We start from the raw sequence: 16,947 nt of genomic DNA on the forward strand, positions 1-16,947 counted from the left end.
GCGAAGTGGACCACCGCGTGCCAGGCGATTAAACCGTACCGCGCTGCTTCCTGCGGATCGCCGAGATCGCGCGGTTGGTCTCGCGGGTGTCCTGCTTCTCCCGCAGGGTCTGCCGCTTGTCGTACTCCTTCTTGCCCTTGGCCAGCGCGATCTCGACCTTCGCACGGCCGTCCTTGAAGTACAGGGACAGCGGCACGACCGTGTGGCCCGACTCGTCGGCCTTGCGCTCCAGCTTGTCGATCTCCTCCCGGTGCATGAGGAGCTTGCGCTTGCGCCGCGCGCTGTGGTTCGTCCAGGTGCCCTGGCTGTACTCCGGCACGTGCACGTTGTAGAGCCAGACCTCCCCGCCCTCCACCGACACGAAGCCGTCGACCAGCGAGGCCCGGCCCTGGCGCAGCGACTTGACCTCGGTGCCCGTGAGCACGAGACCGCACTCGTAGGTGTCGAGGATCGCGTAGTCGTGACGCGCCTTCTTGTTCTGGGCGATCAGCTTGCGCCCTTTTTCCTTAGCCATAGTGCGGTCATTTTCGCACTACGGACCCACCCCGAGGCCACCCAATACCGTGACCGCGCGCTCCTCGGCCCGGTCTCCCGCGGGAACGTCGGGGGTGATGCCCGATCCGTCCAGGCTGCGGCCGGCGGGGGTGCGGTAGGTGCCCACGGTCAGCTCGGCCACCGAGCCGTCCGGGAGCGCGGTGGGCATCTGCACCGAGCCCTTGCCGAAGGTGCGGCTGCCCACGGCCACCGCCCGGCCCCGGTCCTGGAGGGCGCCGGTGACCAGCTCGGCCGCGCTCATCGTGCCGCCGTCGACGAGGGCGACCAGCGGCCGGACGGTGTCCCCGCCGGGGGCCGCGTTCAGGACCCGCTGCTCCCCGCGGACGTCGTACGTCGCCACGAGCCCGCCGTCCAGGAAGGCGGAGGCGGCCGCGACCGCCTCGTCGACCAGGCCTCCCCGGTTGCCGCGCAGGTCGAGCATGACCCCGCCGCCGGCGGGAGCGGCCCGGACGGCGGCCCTGACCCGTTCGCCGGAGCCCCGGGTGAAGGAGCTGACCTTGATCACGGTGACGTCGCCGGCGAGCTGCCGCACGGTCACCGCCTCGGTCTGCAGCTGCTGGCGCAGGACGGTCTCGGTGACGGCGGCGCCGTCACGGTTCAGGTTCAGCACGACCGGGGTGCCCGCGGCCCCTCGCAGCAGCGCGACCACGTCCCCGACGGCCAGGCCGGTCACGGCGTGGCCGTCGACGCTCAGCAGCCGGTCTCCGGCCCGCAGCCCGGCGCGGTCCGCGGGGCCGCCGGGCTGCACCGTGTCGACCCGGATGGCGCCGTCGCCGGCGCGCACGGCCCAGACGCCGACGCCGGTCCAGTGGCCGTCGAGGCCTTCGGCGAAGGCGGCGTACTCGCCCTGGTCGTAGACGGTGCCCCAGCGGTCGCCGCTGCGGCTGACGACCTCCTGGGCGGCCTTCTTGCCGGACTTGCCCTCGGCGACGGCCTCGGCGGCGGCGCGGGCGACCGCCTCGCGGTCGGCGGTCCCCGCCGTACGGGTGGCTGCCGGCGCGGGGGTTCCCGTACGGACGGCTGCCACGGCGGTGTCCTCGCGGTCCCAGCATCCGGTGACGGCACCGACGGCGACGACGGCGGCGAAGGTTAACGTCAGAGCGGCCCCGCGACGTGGGTCGCGGGGCCGGGGACTGGAGGCGGGAATACTCGGCAAGCCCAGCATGGCGCCGAGTCTAGGACAAGGCCCGCGGCGGTACGGGGGGTTGCCCGGGAGCGCTCACGGGGCGCTTGTCACACCTTCAGGTACTTGCGCAGGGCGATGAAGGCGGCCATGGAGGGCATCAGGAGGCCGATGAAGAGGACGTAGGGCAGCTTCGCCAGCACCGATCCCCAGCCCATGAAGTCGATCAGCTGGATCTTGTCGCGCAGCCCGACGCCGTGGTCGATCACGAAGTACTGGCCGGAGACCAGCATGGCGCAGGCGAAGAGCGCGCCGATGAGGCCGGCGACGGCGGCCTCCATGATGAACGGGACCTGGATGTAGAAGCTGGAGGCGCCGACCAGCCGCATGATCCCGGTCTCCCGCCTGCGGCTGAACGCCGAGACGCGCACGGTGTTGACGATCAGCAGCAGCGCCACGATCAGCATGATCGCCATGATGCCGATGGCGGCCATGTTGAGGTAGTTCAGGATCCGGAACAGGTCGTCGATGGCCTGGCGCTGGTCGTCGACGGTGTGGATGCCGTCCCGGCCGGTGAAGGCGGAGGTGACCACCTTGTACTTCTCCGGGTTCTTGAGCTTGACCCGGAAGGACTCCTGCATCTGGTCGGGGGTGATGGAGGAGGCCAGCGCCGTGTGGCCGTACTGCTCCTGGTAGTGCTTGTACGCCTCGTCGGCGGACTCGTAGGCCACCGACTTCACCAGCGACATCGCCTTGAGGTCGGCCTCGATCTGCTTCTTCTGCTCCTCGGTCACCGCGCCCTTGGAGCAGGAGACGCCCGCCCCCGCGCCGCCGGACTTCGAGGCGGCCTCACTGGCCTCCTGGGCGTCCTGCTTGTTGCAGAGGTAGATCGAGACGTTGGCCTTGTCGTACCAGTAGCCCTTCATCCGGCCCACCTGCTCGCTCATGAGCAGGGAGCCGCCGAACAGGGCCAGGGACAGGGCCACGGAGATGATGACCGCGAAGGTCATGGTGAGATTGCGACGGAGGCCGACGCCGATCTCCGACATGACGAACTGGGCGCGCATGACGTCTCAAGGGCCTTTCAGTGCTGGTAGCCGTAGACGCCGCGCGACTGGTCGCGTACGAGTCGGCCCTGTTCGAGTTCGATGACGCGCTTGCGCATCTGGTCCACGATCTGCTGGTCGTGCGTCGCCATGATCACGGTGGTGCCGGTCCGGTTGATCCGGTCCAGCAGCTTCATGATCCCGACGGAGGTCTGGGGGTCGAGGTTGCCGGTGGGCTCGTCCGCGATCAGCAGGGCGGGGCGGTTGACGAACGCACGGGCGATGGCCACGCGCTGCTGCTCGCCGCCGGAGAGCTCGCCGGGCATCCGCTCCTCCTTGCCGCCCAGGCCGACCAGCTCCAGGACCTGGGGGACGGCCTTGCGGATCTCGCCCCGGGGCTTGCCGATGACCTCCTGGGCGAAGGCCACGTTCTCGGCCACGGTCTTGTTGGGCAGCAGCCGGAAGTCCTGGAAGACGGTCCCCAGCTGGCGCCGCATCTGCGGGACCTTCCAGTTGGAGAGCTTGGCGAGGTCCTTGCCCAGGACGTGCACCTGGCCGTGGCTCGCCCGCTCCTCGCGCAGGATCAGCCGCAGGAAGGTGGACTTGCCGGAGCCGGAGGAGCCGACCAGGAAGACGAACTCGCCCTTGGCGATGTCGAGGGAGACTTCCCTGAGTGCGGGACGGCTCTGCTTCGGGTAGGACTTGGAGACACTGTCGAATCGGATCACGGGTGCACCACGGTCGCCGGGAGTAGGTGTGCGTGACCATACGCGAACGGGCGCGGGGTGTGGACCCGGCCACCGGAGTTGTCCGGATTATCCCCGGGTCCCGGGGGGTCCTGACCGCGATTGCCCGGACGGGCCGCGCCGAATGTCGGCGAAGCTGGCACAGTGGTAGGGGGAACGCTCCGGTTCCCCTTGCCGTTATAGGCATCGAGAAGACCGAGGGGACGAGAGGAGGAGCGCATGACATATGACCGGCTCGTGTGCGCGAACTGCGCCGCGCCCGTCAGCCAGGGCCGCTGCCCGGTGTGCCGGGCGAACCGGGAGCGCCTCCAGCAGGAGAGTCCCTTCTCCGGCCTGAACCCCGTGGCCCTCGTCGTGCTCATGGTGGTCCTCGTGGCCGCCCTGGTGCTGGTGGCACAGCAGACCGTCTAGGCGGGCCGCTGCTTTCCGGGCGGGCCCGGCGCCGGCTCGTCGGTGCCCGCGCCGCGTACCGATCACGCGCAAGCGGAAGGGCCGGGACACCCGATGGTGTCCCGGCCCTTCCCGTGTTCCGTGCGTGCGCGGAGCGCCCTGCGTTCTAGGCGGTCTGCTCCTGCTGCTTGCGCCAGCGGATCCCGGCCTCCAGGAAGCCGTCGATCTCGCCGTCGAGGACGGCCTGCGGGTTGCCGACCTCGAACTCCGTCCGCAGGTCCTTGACCATCTGGTACGGGTGCAGGACGTAGGAGCGCATCTGGTTGCCCCAGGAGCTGCCGCCGTCCTTGAGGGCGTCCATCCTGGCCTGCTCCTCCTGGCGTCGCCGCTCCAGCAGCTTGGCCTGGAGGACGTTCATGGCGCTGGCCTTGTTCTGGATCTGCGAGCGCTCGTTCTGGCAGGAGACCACGATGCCGGTCGGGATGTGCGTGATGCGCACGGCCGAGTCGGTGGTGTTGACGCCCTGGCCGCCGGGGCCGGAGGCGCGGTAGACGTCGACGCGCAGCTCGGACTCGTCGATCTCGACGTGGTCGCTGGTCTCGACGACCGGGAGCACCTCGACGCCGGCGAAGGAGGTCTGGCGGCGGCCCTGGTTGTCGAAGGGCGAGATGCGCACCAGGCGGTGCGTGCCCTGCTCGACGGAGAGGGTGCCGTAGGCGTACGGGGCCTTGACGACGAAGGTGGTCGACTTGATGCCGGCCTCTTCCGCGTACGAGGTCTCGTAGATCTCGGTGGAGTAGCCGTGGCGCTCGGCCCAGCGCAGGTACATGCGCTGGAGGCGCTCGGCGAAGTCGGAGGCGTCGACGCCGCCGGCCTCGGCGCGGATGTTGACCAGGGCCTCGCGCTCGGCGTACTCGCCGGAGAGCAGGGTCCGGACCTCCATCTCGTCCAGGGCCTTGCGGACGGACGCCAGCTCGGCCTCCGCCTCGGCGAGGGTGTCCGCGTCGTCCATCTCCTGGGCGAGCTCGAAGAGCACCCCGAGGTCGTCGATGCGCCCGCGCAGGGTCTCGGCCTTGCGGACCTCCGCCTGGAGGTGCGAAAGCTTGCTCGTGATCTTCTGGGCGGCCTCCGGGTCGTCCCACAGGGACGGCGCGGCGGCCTGCTCCTCGAGCACGGCGATATCTGCCCTCAGCTTGTCGAGGTCCAGGACGGCCTCGATCGACCCCATGGTCGAGGAGAGGGACTTCAGCTCTTCGGAAACATCGACGACTGCCACGGGTCCAGCGTAGCCGGTCCCCGGGCGAGCCCGTCCGGGCAGGCCGGATCACCCGTTCTGATGATGGCTCGCACGGGCGTACGCTCACGGTATGACCGTTGTCCTCGTCAAGCGCCGCCATGTGGACCACATGCGTGTCACGACGACGAGCTGTCAGCCGCCGGACCGAACACAAGCCTGATCCACCCCGATCCGACTTGGTCCTGCACGCGGCCCAAGCGGTCCCGGCGCCAACCCTGCCGGCGGCCCCTCCCCACCCGCGGCCCCCGCCACCTCTGGGGAACAGGACCCCGTGACATCCGAAACGGAGCCGTCATGCCGTCCGCGCACCCTCTCCCCGTCCTGGACCTCTCGCAGGCCGACGACCCGGCCCAGCGGGCCGACTTCCTCAAGAACCTGCACGCAGCCGCCCGGGACACCGGCTTCCTGCACCTGACCGGGCATGGTGTCACCGCCGCCGAGAGCGCCCGCATCCTTGAGCTGACCAGGGCCTTCTTCGCCCTCCCGGAAGCCGACCGGCTCTCGGTGAGCAACCTGAACTCCCCGCACTTCCGCGGTTACACCCGCATCGGCCACGAGCTGACCGGCGGCGCCTCCGACTGGCGCGACCAGCTGGACGTGGGCGCCGAGCGCCCGGCCCCGCACGTGGGTCCCGGCGATCCGGCGTACCTGTGGCTGGAGGGCCCGAACCAGTGGCCCGCCGCGCTCCCGGAGCTCCGTCCGGTGGTCCTCGACTGGCAGGCCCGCCTGGCTGCCGTCGCGCACCGCCTGCTGCGGGAGCTGCTCGTCTCCATCGGGGCCCCCGCCGACTTCTTCGACGCGGCCTTCGCCGACCGGCCCCACCTGCACACGAAGCTGATCCGCTACCCGGGGTCGGCCCCCTCCGGCGCCGACCAGGGGGTGGGCGCGCACAAGGACTACGGGTTCCTCACGCTGCTGCTCCAGGACTCGGTGGGCGGCCTCCAGGTGGTCCGGGACGGCGGCTACGTGGACGTGCCGCCGCTGCCGGGCGCCTTCGTCGTCAACCTGGGCGAACTGCTGGAGATCGCCACGGAGGGGTACCTGACGGCGACCGACCACCGGGTGGTCAGCCCGCCGGGTGCGGTCGAGCGGTTCTCGGTGCCGTTCTTCTACAACCCGCGCCTGGACGCGGTGGTCGACACCGTTCCGGGCGACTACCTGCGCTCGGCCCCCGGGGTCGCCCACGACGCGTCGAACCCGCTGCACGCCGAGTACGGCCGCAACGAGCTGAAGGGCTGGGTCCGCGCCCACCCGGCCGTCGCCCGCCGCTGGCACCCGGAACTGGCCGCGGCGTAGCGGCCGGGCTCCCGGGGCTGCGCCCCGGACCTCGCTCCTCGATCGCCGGAGCGGCTCGGACATCCAGCCTCGCCGGCATTTGAGGCGCGGGGGCAGAGCCCCCGACCGGGGCCCGACCCCGGCTACGGCACCCGTGGCACGGACTGCTTGGTGTCCTGGGGCTTCGGCTCGTCGCCGTCCGACAGGGCCAGCCAGCTGCCCAGGCCGACCGCGGCCACCAGCACCACCGCCCCCGCCGACAGCGCCAGCCTCCGCTTGCGGGCGGCTTCGGCGCGGTGCCGGGCGGAGCCGGGCCGGTGGCCGCCGGCCGGGCGCGGGACACGGGCCGTGCCCAGCGCCCCTCCGGCCAGCTCGTCCGGCCCCGGCACCCGCATCGAGGTGTGGGTGTCGCGGTTGGAGTCGGTCGCCGAGCCGGGGACCAGCGGGACCACGCCCCGCCGCCGGACCGGTTCTGCGGCGGGCTCCTCGGAGGGCTCGGGCTCCGGCTCCGCGTCGTCGGGCTCGTCCACGTCGAGCGGCGGTATGCCGGCCAGCAGGGGCAGCAGGTCGCGCAGCCGGACCGACAGCTCCGAGGCCCGCAGCCGGGAGGCCGGCGCCTTGGCCAGGCACTGCACGATCAGCTGCCACAGCTCCTCGGGGATCCCCGGCAGCGGGACGACCGTCTCGGTCACGTGCCGCCGCAGGACGGCTCCCGGGTGGCCGCCGCCGAAGGGGGTGAAACCGGCCAGGAGCTCGTACAGGACGGTGGCGAGGGCGTAGATGTCGACGGCCGCCCGCGGGGGCAGGCCCTCCACGATCTCCGGGGCCAGGTAGTCCGGGGTGCCGATGATGCGGGTGGCGGGGGCGGAGGTCCGGCCGCCGGCGGCCGCCGCCCGCCGCGGGGAGTCGATCAGCTTGGCCACGCCGAAGTCGGTCAGCAGCGCGGGGTGGGAGCCGCCGGGGCCCAGCGGGCCCTGCATGTCCAGCAGGACGTTCTCCGGCTTGACGTCGCGGTGGACGACGCCCGCCGCGTGCGCCGCGGCCAGCGCGTCGGCCACGTCCGCGACGATCGCCACGGCCGCCTCGGGGGCCAGCCTGCGCTCGCGGTCGAGCCGCGTGCGCAGGTCCGTACCGCGGACCAGGTCCATGACCAGGGCCAGGTCGTTGCCGTCCACGACGAGGTCGCGGACGGAGACCACGTGCGGATGCTCCAGGCCGAGCAGCGCACTGCGCTCCTGGACGAAGCGTCCGACCAGCTCCTGGTCGGACGCGAGGTCCTCGCGCAGGAGTTTGACGGCGACGGGCCCGTCCGGCCCCTCGCCCAGCCACACCGTGCCCGCGCTGCCGCGCCCCAGGATCTGGTGCGCGGTGTACCGGCTGCCGATCTTCCGTGCCACGACTGCTCCCTCAGCGGCTGGAGTACGCCCCAAAGCTACGCGGCCGAGAGGGTTCCGGAAGCCGGCAGGGGGCCCGATTCCCGGCGACCTTCACTTCTGCGGGCGAAATCACGTCCCGGATGTCGACAAATCCACGAAGTCGGCGCTACGGGGCCCTCAGGGAGCGGTGGAGCCGGAGCCCGAGCCCGCGGACTCCCCGACCGAGGTCACCCAGTCGACGACGCCGCTGCCCCAGGACCACACCTGGTCCCACCAGCCCTTGCCGGTGCCGACCCATTCCTGGAGCGGGGTCAGCTCCCAGATCAGCCAGCCTCCGACGAAGAGCAGCAGGATCATCACCAGGCAGCCCTTGAGGCAGCCGAGGCCGGGGATCCGCACCGGGTTGGCGCTGCGGCGGCGCGGTTCGCGGGGCTCGCGCGGCTGCCGGGGGGCCGGGGGCTGCGGCGGGGCCTGCTGGGGTTGCTGCGGCGGGTGGTACTGCGGCTGCTGCGGCGCGGCCTGCTGTTGGTACGGCTGGGGCTGGCGCTGCTGCTGCGGCTGGTAGTGCTGCGGCGGGGGCGGCGGCGCGTACTGCTGCTGGGGCTGCGGCCGGTACTGCGGCTGCTGGTACTGCTGCTGCGGGGCCTGCTGCCGGTACTGGGGAGGCTGCTGTGGCCGGTGCTGCGGCGGCGGGGGCGCCTGCCGCTGCGGCCGGCGGCGCAGCGGGTCGTCCTCCGGGTCGAGGTACTGGATCTGCGTCTGCTCGTTGCGGTCGCGGGCGGCCCGCATCTGCGACTGCCACGGGTGCGGCGAGTCGGGCTGCTGCACCGGCGGCATCACCGAGGTCGGGTCGGCGCCCGGCGCCCCGGTGCTCGGCAGCACGGAGGTGGCGTCGGCCGCGCCGACCGGGGGCAGCACGCTGGTCATGGCGTTCGCGTCGTACGCCCCGGCCGGGGCGCCGGCGCCGGACGGCAGCACCTGCGTCGCGCCGGCGGCTTCCGGGGTCTCGGGGACCGGGGCCGGCGAGGGGTCGGGGGCGAGCAGGGCGCCCACGCCGAGCGCGGCCTCGACCTCGACGGGCGTGGAGTGCACGCCGATGCCGGCGGCGACCACGCGCAGGGCGCGGGCCAGGCTCACCGCGCTCGGGCGCTCGTTCGGCTCCTTGCGCAGGCAGCGCTCGACGACCGTCCAGAGCGGCTCGGGCATGGTCGAGGGGCGCTGGGGCTCCTCGCTGAGGTGGCGGTGGAGCACTTCGAGCGCGGTGCCGCCGGCGAACGGGGGCCGGCCGGTGAGCAGCTCGTAGAGGAGGATGCCGGCGCCGTAGATGTCGACGGCGGAGGTCTGCGGCCGGCCCTCGGCGGATTCGGGGGCGACGTAGGCGGGGGTGCCGACGAACTCGTGGGTGCGGGTCAGGCCGGGCGAGTCGGCGAGCCGGGCGATGCCGAAGTCGGTCAGCATCGGCTTCATCTGCCCGCCGCGCTCGTCGAGCAGGACGTTGGCCGGCTTCAGGTCGCGGTGCACGACGCCGTCGGCGTGGCTGGCGGCGAGCGCGTCGGCGATCTGCGCGGTCAGCAGGCTCGCCGCGACGGGCGTGAAGGGGCCGTTCTCGCGCAGGTAGCGGTGCAGGTCCGGGCCGTCGACCAGGTCCATGACCAGGGCGAGCAGATCGCCCTCGACGACGAGGTCGCGGGTGCGCACGATGTTCGGGTGGGTCAGCCGCAGCAGGACCGAGCGCTCCCGCAGGAAGCGCATGACGATGTCGGGGTCCTGGGCCAGCTCCTCCTTGAGGACCTTGATGGCCAGGGTCTCGCCGGGCTGTCCCGCGACGGCCGCCTCGGCGCCGGCGGTCTCCCTCTGGCGGGCACGCCAGACGGTGCCCGTGGCGCCGCGCCCGAGCGGCTCCTCGAGCAGGTATTTGCTGCCGACTGGCCGCACGTCTCGCGCTCCCCTGCTGTCGTCTGCTGTGTCGATCCGAATGACTGGTTTTCCGGCCCACTCTAGGGGGTGTCCCTGGGGAAGACGTCGGCCCGCGGGGGTTGGTTGCCGCACATATGTACGGAGGGTGATGTTCGGGGGGTATGCCGGAGGCGTTTTTCCCCTTCTTTCCCCGGGTCGGCGTCCGTATTCGGCCGGGGGCTTGCCCGGCCCGCCCCAGATCAAGATCATTTATTGGCGGGTGCCGGGCGTGTTGTCCGCGACAGGTGCGAGGATGCACCCGTACGGACGGCACGGGACGGGAGCCCGCCATCCGGGCAGACCTGACCGGACGACGCGTCCGTGCCGGGCGAGGGGGCGATCGGGCGGGCATGCCACGACATCCCCTGCCGGGCGCACGCACCCGCGCACCGCGCAGAAGGGACCGCTGACGGCGATGCAGATCCGGCTGACCGTCCTCGGGCCGCGCAGCGGCCACCAGAACACGACCGCGCCCGTGAGCGGCGACGTGCTCGTCACCGCCCCCGCCGGCACCGTCCTGGCCGCGGTCGCCTCGGGGCTCGCCGCGACCGTGGGCGGCCCCGACACCGGCGGCACGATCGTGCTCTACGCGGGCTCCGAACGCCTCGACCTCCAGCGGCGGGTCCTGGGCGAGCCGCCGCTCGTGGACGGCGCCGTGCTCGCCCTGGGCGCGCCGCAGCCGGACGTGCTGCCCGAGGACGGGATGGGCGCCGCCCAGCTGCACGTGGTCGCCGGGCCCGACGCCGGCGGCGTGCACCTGCTGCACGGCGGCCAGATCACGGTGGGCCGGTCCTCCGAGGCGGACGTCCCGCTCGACGACCCCGACGTCTCCCGGCTGCACTGCGCGGTGACCGTCATCCGCGACGGGCGGGTGGCCGTGGCCGACCTGGACTCCACCAACGGCACCACCCTGGACGGCGACCCGGTGGGCGGGCAGCCCGTCGCCCTGCCCGCCGGAGCGCTCCTGCGGGTCGGCGAGTCCACGCTGCGGCTGGCACCCCCGAGCCCGGCCCCGCTGTCCGTGACCCCGGACCTGGAGGGCCACCTCGCTCTCCCCGGCCCGGAGGCACGGATCCCGGGCGGCCCCGGCCGCACCCCGGGCCCGTCCCCCGACACCGGCGCCCCCGGGCCCGCCGCGGGCCCCACCGCGCCGGCCGCTCCGGTGACCCCGCCCGCCGCCGGCCCGTACGGCGGCACCCGTACCGGCACCGGCACCGCCCGCCCGGCGGGCCCCGCCGGCCCCGCCCCGGCCGGCCCGGACGCCGCCCGCCCCGGCGCGGGCCGCCGCAAGGGCCTCGGCGCCTGGGCGCTGAAGTGGGTGCGCGGCGAGGACATCGCCGAGGCCCCGCCGGAGGCCACCGCCGTCGCCGCGGCGCCGCACCCCGACGACCCGGCCGCACTGCTGCTCGCCGCGATGGGGCCCACCGCCCGCCTGTGGTCCCGTACGCCCCGGGAGCCGGGCGGAGCCGCCGCCGGGCCGGAGATCGGTCTCGGGACCGGGAGCCGGGTGTCCCTGCCCGCCGTCGGCGCGCTCGGCATCGCCGGACCGCGGGCCCGGCTGGCCGGCGTCGCGCGCTGGGCCGTCGCGCAGCTGGCCGGCCTGCACGCCCCCGCCGAGCTGGAGATCGTCCTCGTGTCCGCCGACCGGGCCCGCCCGCTCGCCGACCGGCGGCGCGACTGGGGCTGGCTGGGCTGGCTGCCCCACGTACGGCCGGCGCACGGCCAGGACTGCCGGCTGCTGCTCGCCTACGACCGCGACCAGGCCGCCGCGCGCGTCGCCGAACTGGCCCGGCGGCTGGACGACGGCCCGCTCGGCACGCACTGGGCCGCCGCCGACCCGGCGCAGGTCCGGGAGGCCGCCGCGGCCCACGCCGGCCCGTACACCCTCCTCGTCCTCGACGGCGACCCCGGCACCGGCACGCTGCGCGACCTGACCGGGCGGCTCGCCTCGCACGGCCCGGCGGCCGGGATCCACGTGCTCGCGCTCGCCGAGGCCCCGGCCGCCACCGCCGCCTCACCGGTCACCGAGGCCTACGAGACCGCCTGCGCCGCCGTCCCCGCCTTCCGGGACTGCGGAGCCGTCGCCCTGCTCAGCGGCGACGTGGCCACGGCCGTACGGACGTTCACCGTCCGGGGCGGCAGACCGGCCCCCTCCGGCGGGACCACCGTCGCCGACGGCGTCTCCACCGCCTGGGCCGAACGCTTCGCCCGCGCCCTGGCCCCGCTGCGCACCACCGAGGGCGGGTCCGCCGGTCCCGGCCGGACCTCAACGGCCACCCTGCCCGCCACCGCGCGGCTCCTCGACGAACTGGGGCTGGCCCGGGCCACCCCGGCTTCCCTGATGGCCCGTTGGGCCGCCGCCACCGACCAGGGGCAGGGCCAGGGCGGCCTGGCCGAGATCGTGCTCGGCAGCGGGCGCCGCGGCCCCGTCGGCACGGAACTGGTGCACGACGGCCCGCACCTGATCGTGGAGGGGCCCGCGGGGAGCGGACGGACCGAGCTGCTGCGGTCGGTGGCCGCGTCGCTGTCGGCGGCCGCCCGGCCGGACCGGCTCGGGCTGCTGCTCCTCGACGGGGCCGGCGGCGAACGCGGCGACGGGCTGCTGCCCTGCACCGAGCTGCCGCACGTCTCCGCCCACCTGGTCGCCTCCGACCCGCTGCGGATGCGGGAGTTCGCGCAGGCCCTGGGCGCGGAGCTGAAGCGGCGCGCCGAGCTGCTGGACGGCGTGCCCTTCGCGGAATGGCACGCGCAGCGCGAGGTGTCCGGCCGGATGGTCGCACCCCGCCGGCCCGCGCCCGGCGAGGTCCGCGGCGACCTCGACACCTCCTCCGGCATGACCTCGGCGCCCTCGGCCCGGACCGAACCGGTGCGCACCGGCACCCTCCGGCTGCGCGCCGCCGCCACCCGCACCGAGGCGGCCGGGCCGAGCCCGCTGCCCCGCCTGGTGGTGCTGGTGGACGACCTGGACGCGCTGGTCGCGCCCGGCCTGGGCAGCGCCGGCCGGCCCGCGGCCGGTTCGGTGGTGCGGGCGCTGGAGGCCGTGGCCCGCGACGGCGCCCGGCTCGGCGTGCACCTCGTGGCGAGCACCGCCCGCCCGGACCGCACGGCCGACTCCGGGCCAGCCCGGCTGGCCACCCTGCGGGTGGAGCTGGACGCGCCCGACCAGCCGGGGCCGGGCCGCGGCCTGCTGCGGTTCGCGGACGGCCGGACGGTGCCCTTCCAGGCCGGGCGGGTCACCGGCCGCATCCCGCGGACGGCGACCCTGAGGCCCACTGTGGTCCCGGTGGAGTGGGAGCGGATGGGCGACCCTCCGGCCCGCCGCCCGGTGCGCGAGCTGGGCAACGGTCCGACCGACCTCGCACTGCTGGCCAGCGCCCTGGACCGGGCCGCCCACCTGGTCTCGGCGATACCCGTGCTGTTCCCGCCCGCGCCCTGAACGGGCCGCGCGGCTCCCGTGACGCGGTATTGCGGGGGCGCGCGCGTCGGCGTAGACCTTGTGGTCCGGGACACACCACGGGCATCGGGGGCAGAACCATGCGCGAGCACGGAACGAGCCGTACAGCACTTCGGTGGGCGGCGCTGGCCGCGGCGGGAGGACTCGCGCTCACCGCGTGCGGCGGCGGCGGAGCGAAGGATCCGCAGGCCCCCCAGGGCGGAACGGCCACGCCGACGGTGCAGTTACCGAAGCTGCCCGGGGAGAAGCTGGAGGTCGCGGCCGTCTGGACGGGACCCGAGCAGGAGAACTTCACCAAGGTCCTGAAGGAGTTCGAGAAGCGGACGGGTGCCTCCGTCACCTTCGTCCCGGCCCAGGACCCGATCGTCACCTTCCTCGGCAGCAAGATCGCGGGCGGTGCCCCGCCGGACGTGGCCCTGCTGCCCCAGGTCGGCGCACTGGTCTCGGCCGTGCAGAACAAGTGGGCGCAGCCGGTGGGCCCCGAGGCCGCGGCCCAGCTCGAAGCGAACTACTCGCCGGGCTGGAAGGCACTCGGCGCCGTCGGCGGGACCCAGTACGGCGTCTACTACAAGGCCGCCAACAAGTCGCTGATCTGGTACAACGCGAAGGCCTTCGAGGCCGCGGGGGTCAAACCGCCGGCGACGTGGAAGGAACTGATCGCCGCCGCGGACACCCTGTCCGCCTCCGGCACCCCGGCGGTCTCGGTCGCGGGCGCCGACGGCTGGACCCTCACCGACTGGTTCGAGAACGTCTACCTCTCCCAGGCCGGCCCGGAGAAGTACGACCAGCTCGCCAAGCACGAGATCAAGTGGACCGACGCCAGCGTCACGCAGGCCCTGACCACACTCGCCGAGCTGTTCGGGCGCAAGGACTTCCTGGCCGGCGGGAACAGCGGGGCGCTGGCCACCGAGTTCCCGAAGTCGGTGACGCAGACCTTCACCGGCGGCGACCGTCCGGCGGCCGCGATGGTCTTCGAGGGGGACTTCGTCGCGGTGAACATCGCGCAGACCGAGGCGAAGGTGGGCGAGGACGCGCTCGTCTTCCCCTTCCCGGCGGTCGGAGGGAAGGCCCCGGTGGTCTCCGGCGGTGACGTGGCCGTCGCGCTGAAACCGTCGAAGGGCGCCCAGGCCCTGCTGACGTTCCTGGCGTCGGCGGACGCGGCGGAGATCCAGGCCCGCGCGGGCGGGTTCCTGTCGCCGAACAGGGCGGTCGACCCGGCCGCCTACCCCAACGACATCCAGCGGGACATCGCCAAGGCGCTGATCGCGGCCGGTGACGACTTCCGCTTCGACATGTCGGACCAGGCCCCGGCGGCCTTCGGCGGCACCCCGGGCGCGGGCGAGTGGAAGGCGCTGCAGGACTTCCTGGCGAACCCGTCGGACGTGGCGGGCACCCAGGCGAAACTGGAGGCGGAAGCGGCCAAGGCCTACAAGGACTGATCCGGTGGCCTCCCGCGCCCGTACCGCACCGCCCCGTCGCCGTGCCGCGCAGACCGTCTCCGGGGAGGCGCGCCGCCGCCGGCTGGTGGCGGCGGCCTTCCTCCTGCCGGCCCTGGTGCTGCTCGGCGCGCTCGTCGTGCATCCGATCGTCTACTCGGTGCGCCGCAGCTTCTTCGACCGTTCCGGCTCCGTGTTCGTCGGCGCCGGCAACTACCGGGAGATCCTCGCCGACGACGGCATCCGCACCGCGCTGACGAACACGGCGGTGTGGGTGGTGCTGGCCCCCGTCACGGCGACCGCCCTCGGGCTGGTCTTCGCCGTGCTCACCGAACGGGTGCGCTGGGGCACGGCGTTCAAGCTGCTGGTGTTCATGCCGATGGCGATCTCGATGCTGGCGGCGGGCATCATCTTCCGGCTGGTCTACGACCACGATCCCGACCGGGGTGTCGCCAACGCGGTCTGGGTCGGGGTGCACGACACCTTCGCGCCGTCCTCGGCCTTCCCCAAGGCCCGCCCGGGCCGGGACTCGCCGCTCGCCGACGCGGGCGGGGGCGCCTTCGCGACCCGCGAGCCCGTCCGCGCGGGCAGCGTGGTGCTGCTGCCGCTGGTCGGCGTGGCCCCGGAGGCACTGCCCGAGGGAACCCGCACCGCGGCCCGGCCCGAGCCGGTGCCGGGGAAGGTCACGGGCACCGTGTGGCAGGACTTCACCCGGGGCGGCGGCGGTGCGACGAACGCCGTCGACCCGACCGAGCAGGGCTTCTCGGGGATGCGCGTGGAGGCGGTGAAGGACGGCCGGGTGGTGGACACCGCCACGGCCCGCGCCGACGGCACGTTCACGCTGTCCGGGAAGGCGGACGGGGCGCTGCTGCGGCTGCCCGCGGCCAATTTCCGGGAGGCGTACGGAGGGGTGGAGTGGCTCGGCCCGGCCCTGGTGACCCCGGCGGTCATCGGGGCGTACGTGTGGATGTGGGCCGGGTTCGCGATGGTGCTGATCGCGGCCGGGCTGGCCGCCGTACCGCGGGAGCTGCTGGAGGCGGCGCGGGTGGACGGGGCGAGCGAGTGGCAGGTGTTCCGCCGGATCACCGTCCCGCTGCTGGCGCCCGTCCTGGCGGTCGTGTTCGTCACCCTGGTCATCAACGTCATGAAGATCTTCGACCTGGTCTTCGTGATCGCGCCGGGCGCGGTCCAGGACGACGCGAACGTCCTCGCCCTCCAGCTGTACCGGACCTCCTTCGGGACGGACGCCGACCCGGGGCTGGGCAGCGCCATCGCCGTTCTGCTGCTGGTGCTGGTGGTCCCGGTGATGCTCGTGAACATCCGGCGGCTGCGGAAGGAGGGGTCCCGATGAGCGGCACCGCCACGACGGCGGAACGCACGGCCCGGCGGGACGGCGCGGGCACCGCGGCGGGGCGCGGCGCGGGCCGCACCGCGGGGCGGCGCGTCGCCGGGGCACTGGCCTCCGGGGCCGTGCGCGTCTTCCTGGTCCTGGCCGGCCTGTTCTGGCTGCTGCCCACCCTCGGGCTGCTCGTCTCCTCCCTGCTCGCCCCCGACGACCTCAACCGGGGCGGCTGGTGGCAGGTGCTGACCGCGCCCGCGCGGCTCACCACCGCCAACTACCAGCGCCTGCTGGCCGACGACGCCATCACCGGCTCGCTGCTGAACACGGTCGCGATCGCCGTGCCCGCCACCCTGCTCGTGCTGCTCCTCGGCGCCTTCGCCGGATACGCCTTCGCGTGGCTGGAGTTCCCCGGGCGGGACTGGCTCTTCCTCCTCGTCGTGGGGCTGCTCGTCGTCCCCGTCCAGGTGGCGCTGATCCCGGTGTCCGAACTCTTCGGCTCCGTCGGCCTCTTCGAGACGACGGCCGGGGTGGTCCTCTTCCACACGGCGTTCGGACTGCCCTTCGCCGTGTTCCTGCTGCGCAACTTCTTCGCGGAGATCCCGCGCGAGCTGCTGGAGGCGGCGCGGCTCGACGGCGCGGGCGAACTGCGCCTGTTCCTGCGGGTGGTGCTGCCGCTGGGCGGTCCGGCGATCGCCTCGCTCGGCATCTTCCAGTTCCTGTGGGTGTGGAACGACATGCTCGTGGCGCTGGTCTTCGCCGACTCGGCGCACCCGCCGGTGACGGTCGCCCTCCAGCAGCAGGTCCGGCAGTTCGGGAACAACATCGACGTGCTCGCGCCCGGAGCCTTCCTGTCGATGGTGGTCCCGCTTGTCGTCTTCTTCGCCTTCCAGCGGCAGTTCGCCTCGGGGGTGATGGCGGGAGCGGTCAAGTAGCCCCGGGGGCAACCGCCGT

At 73.9% G+C, this 16,947-nt stretch carries 13 protein-coding genes; 6 read left to right on the forward strand and 7 right to left on the reverse strand.

The window, feature by feature from the left end; all coding sequences use genetic code 11:
* Nucleotides 1–28: 28 nt before the first annotated feature.
* The 4 genes from smpB to ftsE all read right to left on the reverse strand — a co-directional run bounded on the left by smpB (nucleotide 29) and on the right by ftsE (nucleotide 3,452).
* Nucleotides 29–514 carry an SsrA-binding protein SmpB gene (gene smpB / locus ACPU2J_RS13170; protein WP_361595474.1) on the reverse strand — a complete coding sequence of 162 codons (486 nt, stop codon included), beginning with the start codon at nucleotides 512–514 and terminating at the stop codon, nucleotides 29–31.
* An 18-nt stretch (nucleotides 515–532) separates the two neighbouring features.
* Nucleotides 533–1,720, reverse strand: a complete 1,188-nt coding sequence (locus tag ACPU2J_RS13175) for a S41 family peptidase (protein WP_420080643.1) — start codon at nucleotides 1,718–1,720, stop codon at nucleotides 533–535.
* Nucleotides 1,721–1,788: 68 nt separating this feature from the next.
* Nucleotides 1,789–2,745, reverse strand: coding sequence for a permease-like cell division protein FtsX (ftsX, locus tag ACPU2J_RS13180; protein ID WP_361595480.1), 957 nt, complete (start codon nucleotides 2,743–2,745; stop codon nucleotides 1,789–1,791).
* 17 nt (nucleotides 2,746–2,762) lie between these two features.
* Nucleotides 2,763–3,452, reverse strand: coding sequence for a cell division ATP-binding protein FtsE (gene ftsE, locus ACPU2J_RS13185; RefSeq protein ID WP_030011324.1), 690 nt, complete (start codon nucleotides 3,450–3,452; stop codon nucleotides 2,763–2,765).
* Between the two features lie 237 nt (nucleotides 3,453–3,689).
* On the opposite strand from ftsE, the gene ACPU2J_RS13190 reads away from it, so the two are divergent.
* Nucleotides 3,690–3,881, forward strand: a complete 192-nt coding sequence (locus ACPU2J_RS13190) for a hypothetical protein (protein WP_361595483.1) — start codon at nucleotides 3,690–3,692, stop codon at nucleotides 3,879–3,881.
* A 145-nt stretch (nucleotides 3,882–4,026) separates the two neighbouring features.
* Here ACPU2J_RS13190 and prfB read toward each other — a convergent pair whose 3' ends face one another.
* Complete coding sequence (prfB, locus tag ACPU2J_RS13195) at nucleotides 4,027–5,136, reverse strand: peptide chain release factor 2 (RefSeq protein ID WP_361595486.1); 1,110 nt, start codon at nucleotides 5,134–5,136, stop codon at nucleotides 4,027–4,029.
* Nucleotides 5,137–5,451: 315 nt separating this feature from the next.
* Between prfB and ACPU2J_RS13200 the strand changes: the two genes are divergently transcribed.
* Entirely contained in the window at nucleotides 5,452–6,453 is a 1,002-nt protein-coding gene (locus ACPU2J_RS13200) for an isopenicillin N synthase family dioxygenase (RefSeq protein WP_361595489.1), read from the forward strand.
* Between the two features lie 122 nt (nucleotides 6,454–6,575).
* Here the strand turns inward: ACPU2J_RS13200 and ACPU2J_RS13205 are convergent, their stop codons facing one another.
* Complete coding sequence (locus ACPU2J_RS13205; RefSeq protein WP_365081126.1) at nucleotides 6,576–7,829, reverse strand: serine/threonine-protein kinase; 1,254 nt, start codon at nucleotides 7,827–7,829, stop codon at nucleotides 6,576–6,578.
* Nucleotides 7,830–7,985: 156 nt separating this feature from the next.
* Complete coding sequence (locus ACPU2J_RS13210; protein ID WP_423833295.1) at nucleotides 7,986–9,743, reverse strand: protein kinase domain-containing protein; 1,758 nt, start codon at nucleotides 9,741–9,743, stop codon at nucleotides 7,986–7,988.
* Between the two features lie 436 nt (nucleotides 9,744–10,179).
* Between ACPU2J_RS13210 and ACPU2J_RS13215 the strand changes: the two genes are divergently transcribed.
* From ACPU2J_RS13215 to ACPU2J_RS13230, 4 genes are all read left to right on the forward strand, one after another.
* A complete protein-coding gene (locus ACPU2J_RS13215) occupies nucleotides 10,180–13,200 on the forward strand; it encodes an FHA domain-containing protein (RefSeq protein WP_423833296.1) in 3,021 nt (1,006 codons plus the stop codon).
* A 98-nt stretch (nucleotides 13,201–13,298) separates the two neighbouring features.
* The gene (locus ACPU2J_RS13220) at nucleotides 13,299–14,657 is read left to right on the forward strand and encodes an ABC transporter substrate-binding protein (protein ID WP_361595501.1); all 1,359 of its coding nucleotides are present in this window, start codon (nucleotides 13,299–13,301) and stop codon (nucleotides 14,655–14,657) included.
* Nucleotides 14,658–14,661: 4 nt separating this feature from the next.
* Nucleotides 14,662–16,005 (forward strand): carbohydrate ABC transporter permease, encoded by a 1,344-nt coding sequence (locus tag ACPU2J_RS13225; RefSeq protein ID WP_391348532.1) that lies wholly within the window; start codon nucleotides 14,662–14,664, stop codon nucleotides 16,003–16,005.
* On the forward strand, nucleotides 16,002–16,928 hold the full coding sequence (locus tag ACPU2J_RS13230) for a carbohydrate ABC transporter permease (RefSeq protein WP_420080638.1): 927 nt from the start codon (nucleotides 16,002–16,004) through the stop codon (nucleotides 16,926–16,928). Before ACPU2J_RS13225 ends, ACPU2J_RS13230 begins: the two co-directional genes overlap by 4 nt.
* Nucleotides 16,929–16,947: the final 19 nt, after the last annotated feature.

The sequence above is a fragment of the Streptomyces manipurensis genome, assembly GCF_049570255.1.
Classification (GTDB): domain Bacteria; phylum Actinomycetota; class Actinomycetes; order Streptomycetales; family Streptomycetaceae; genus Streptomyces; species Streptomyces manipurensis.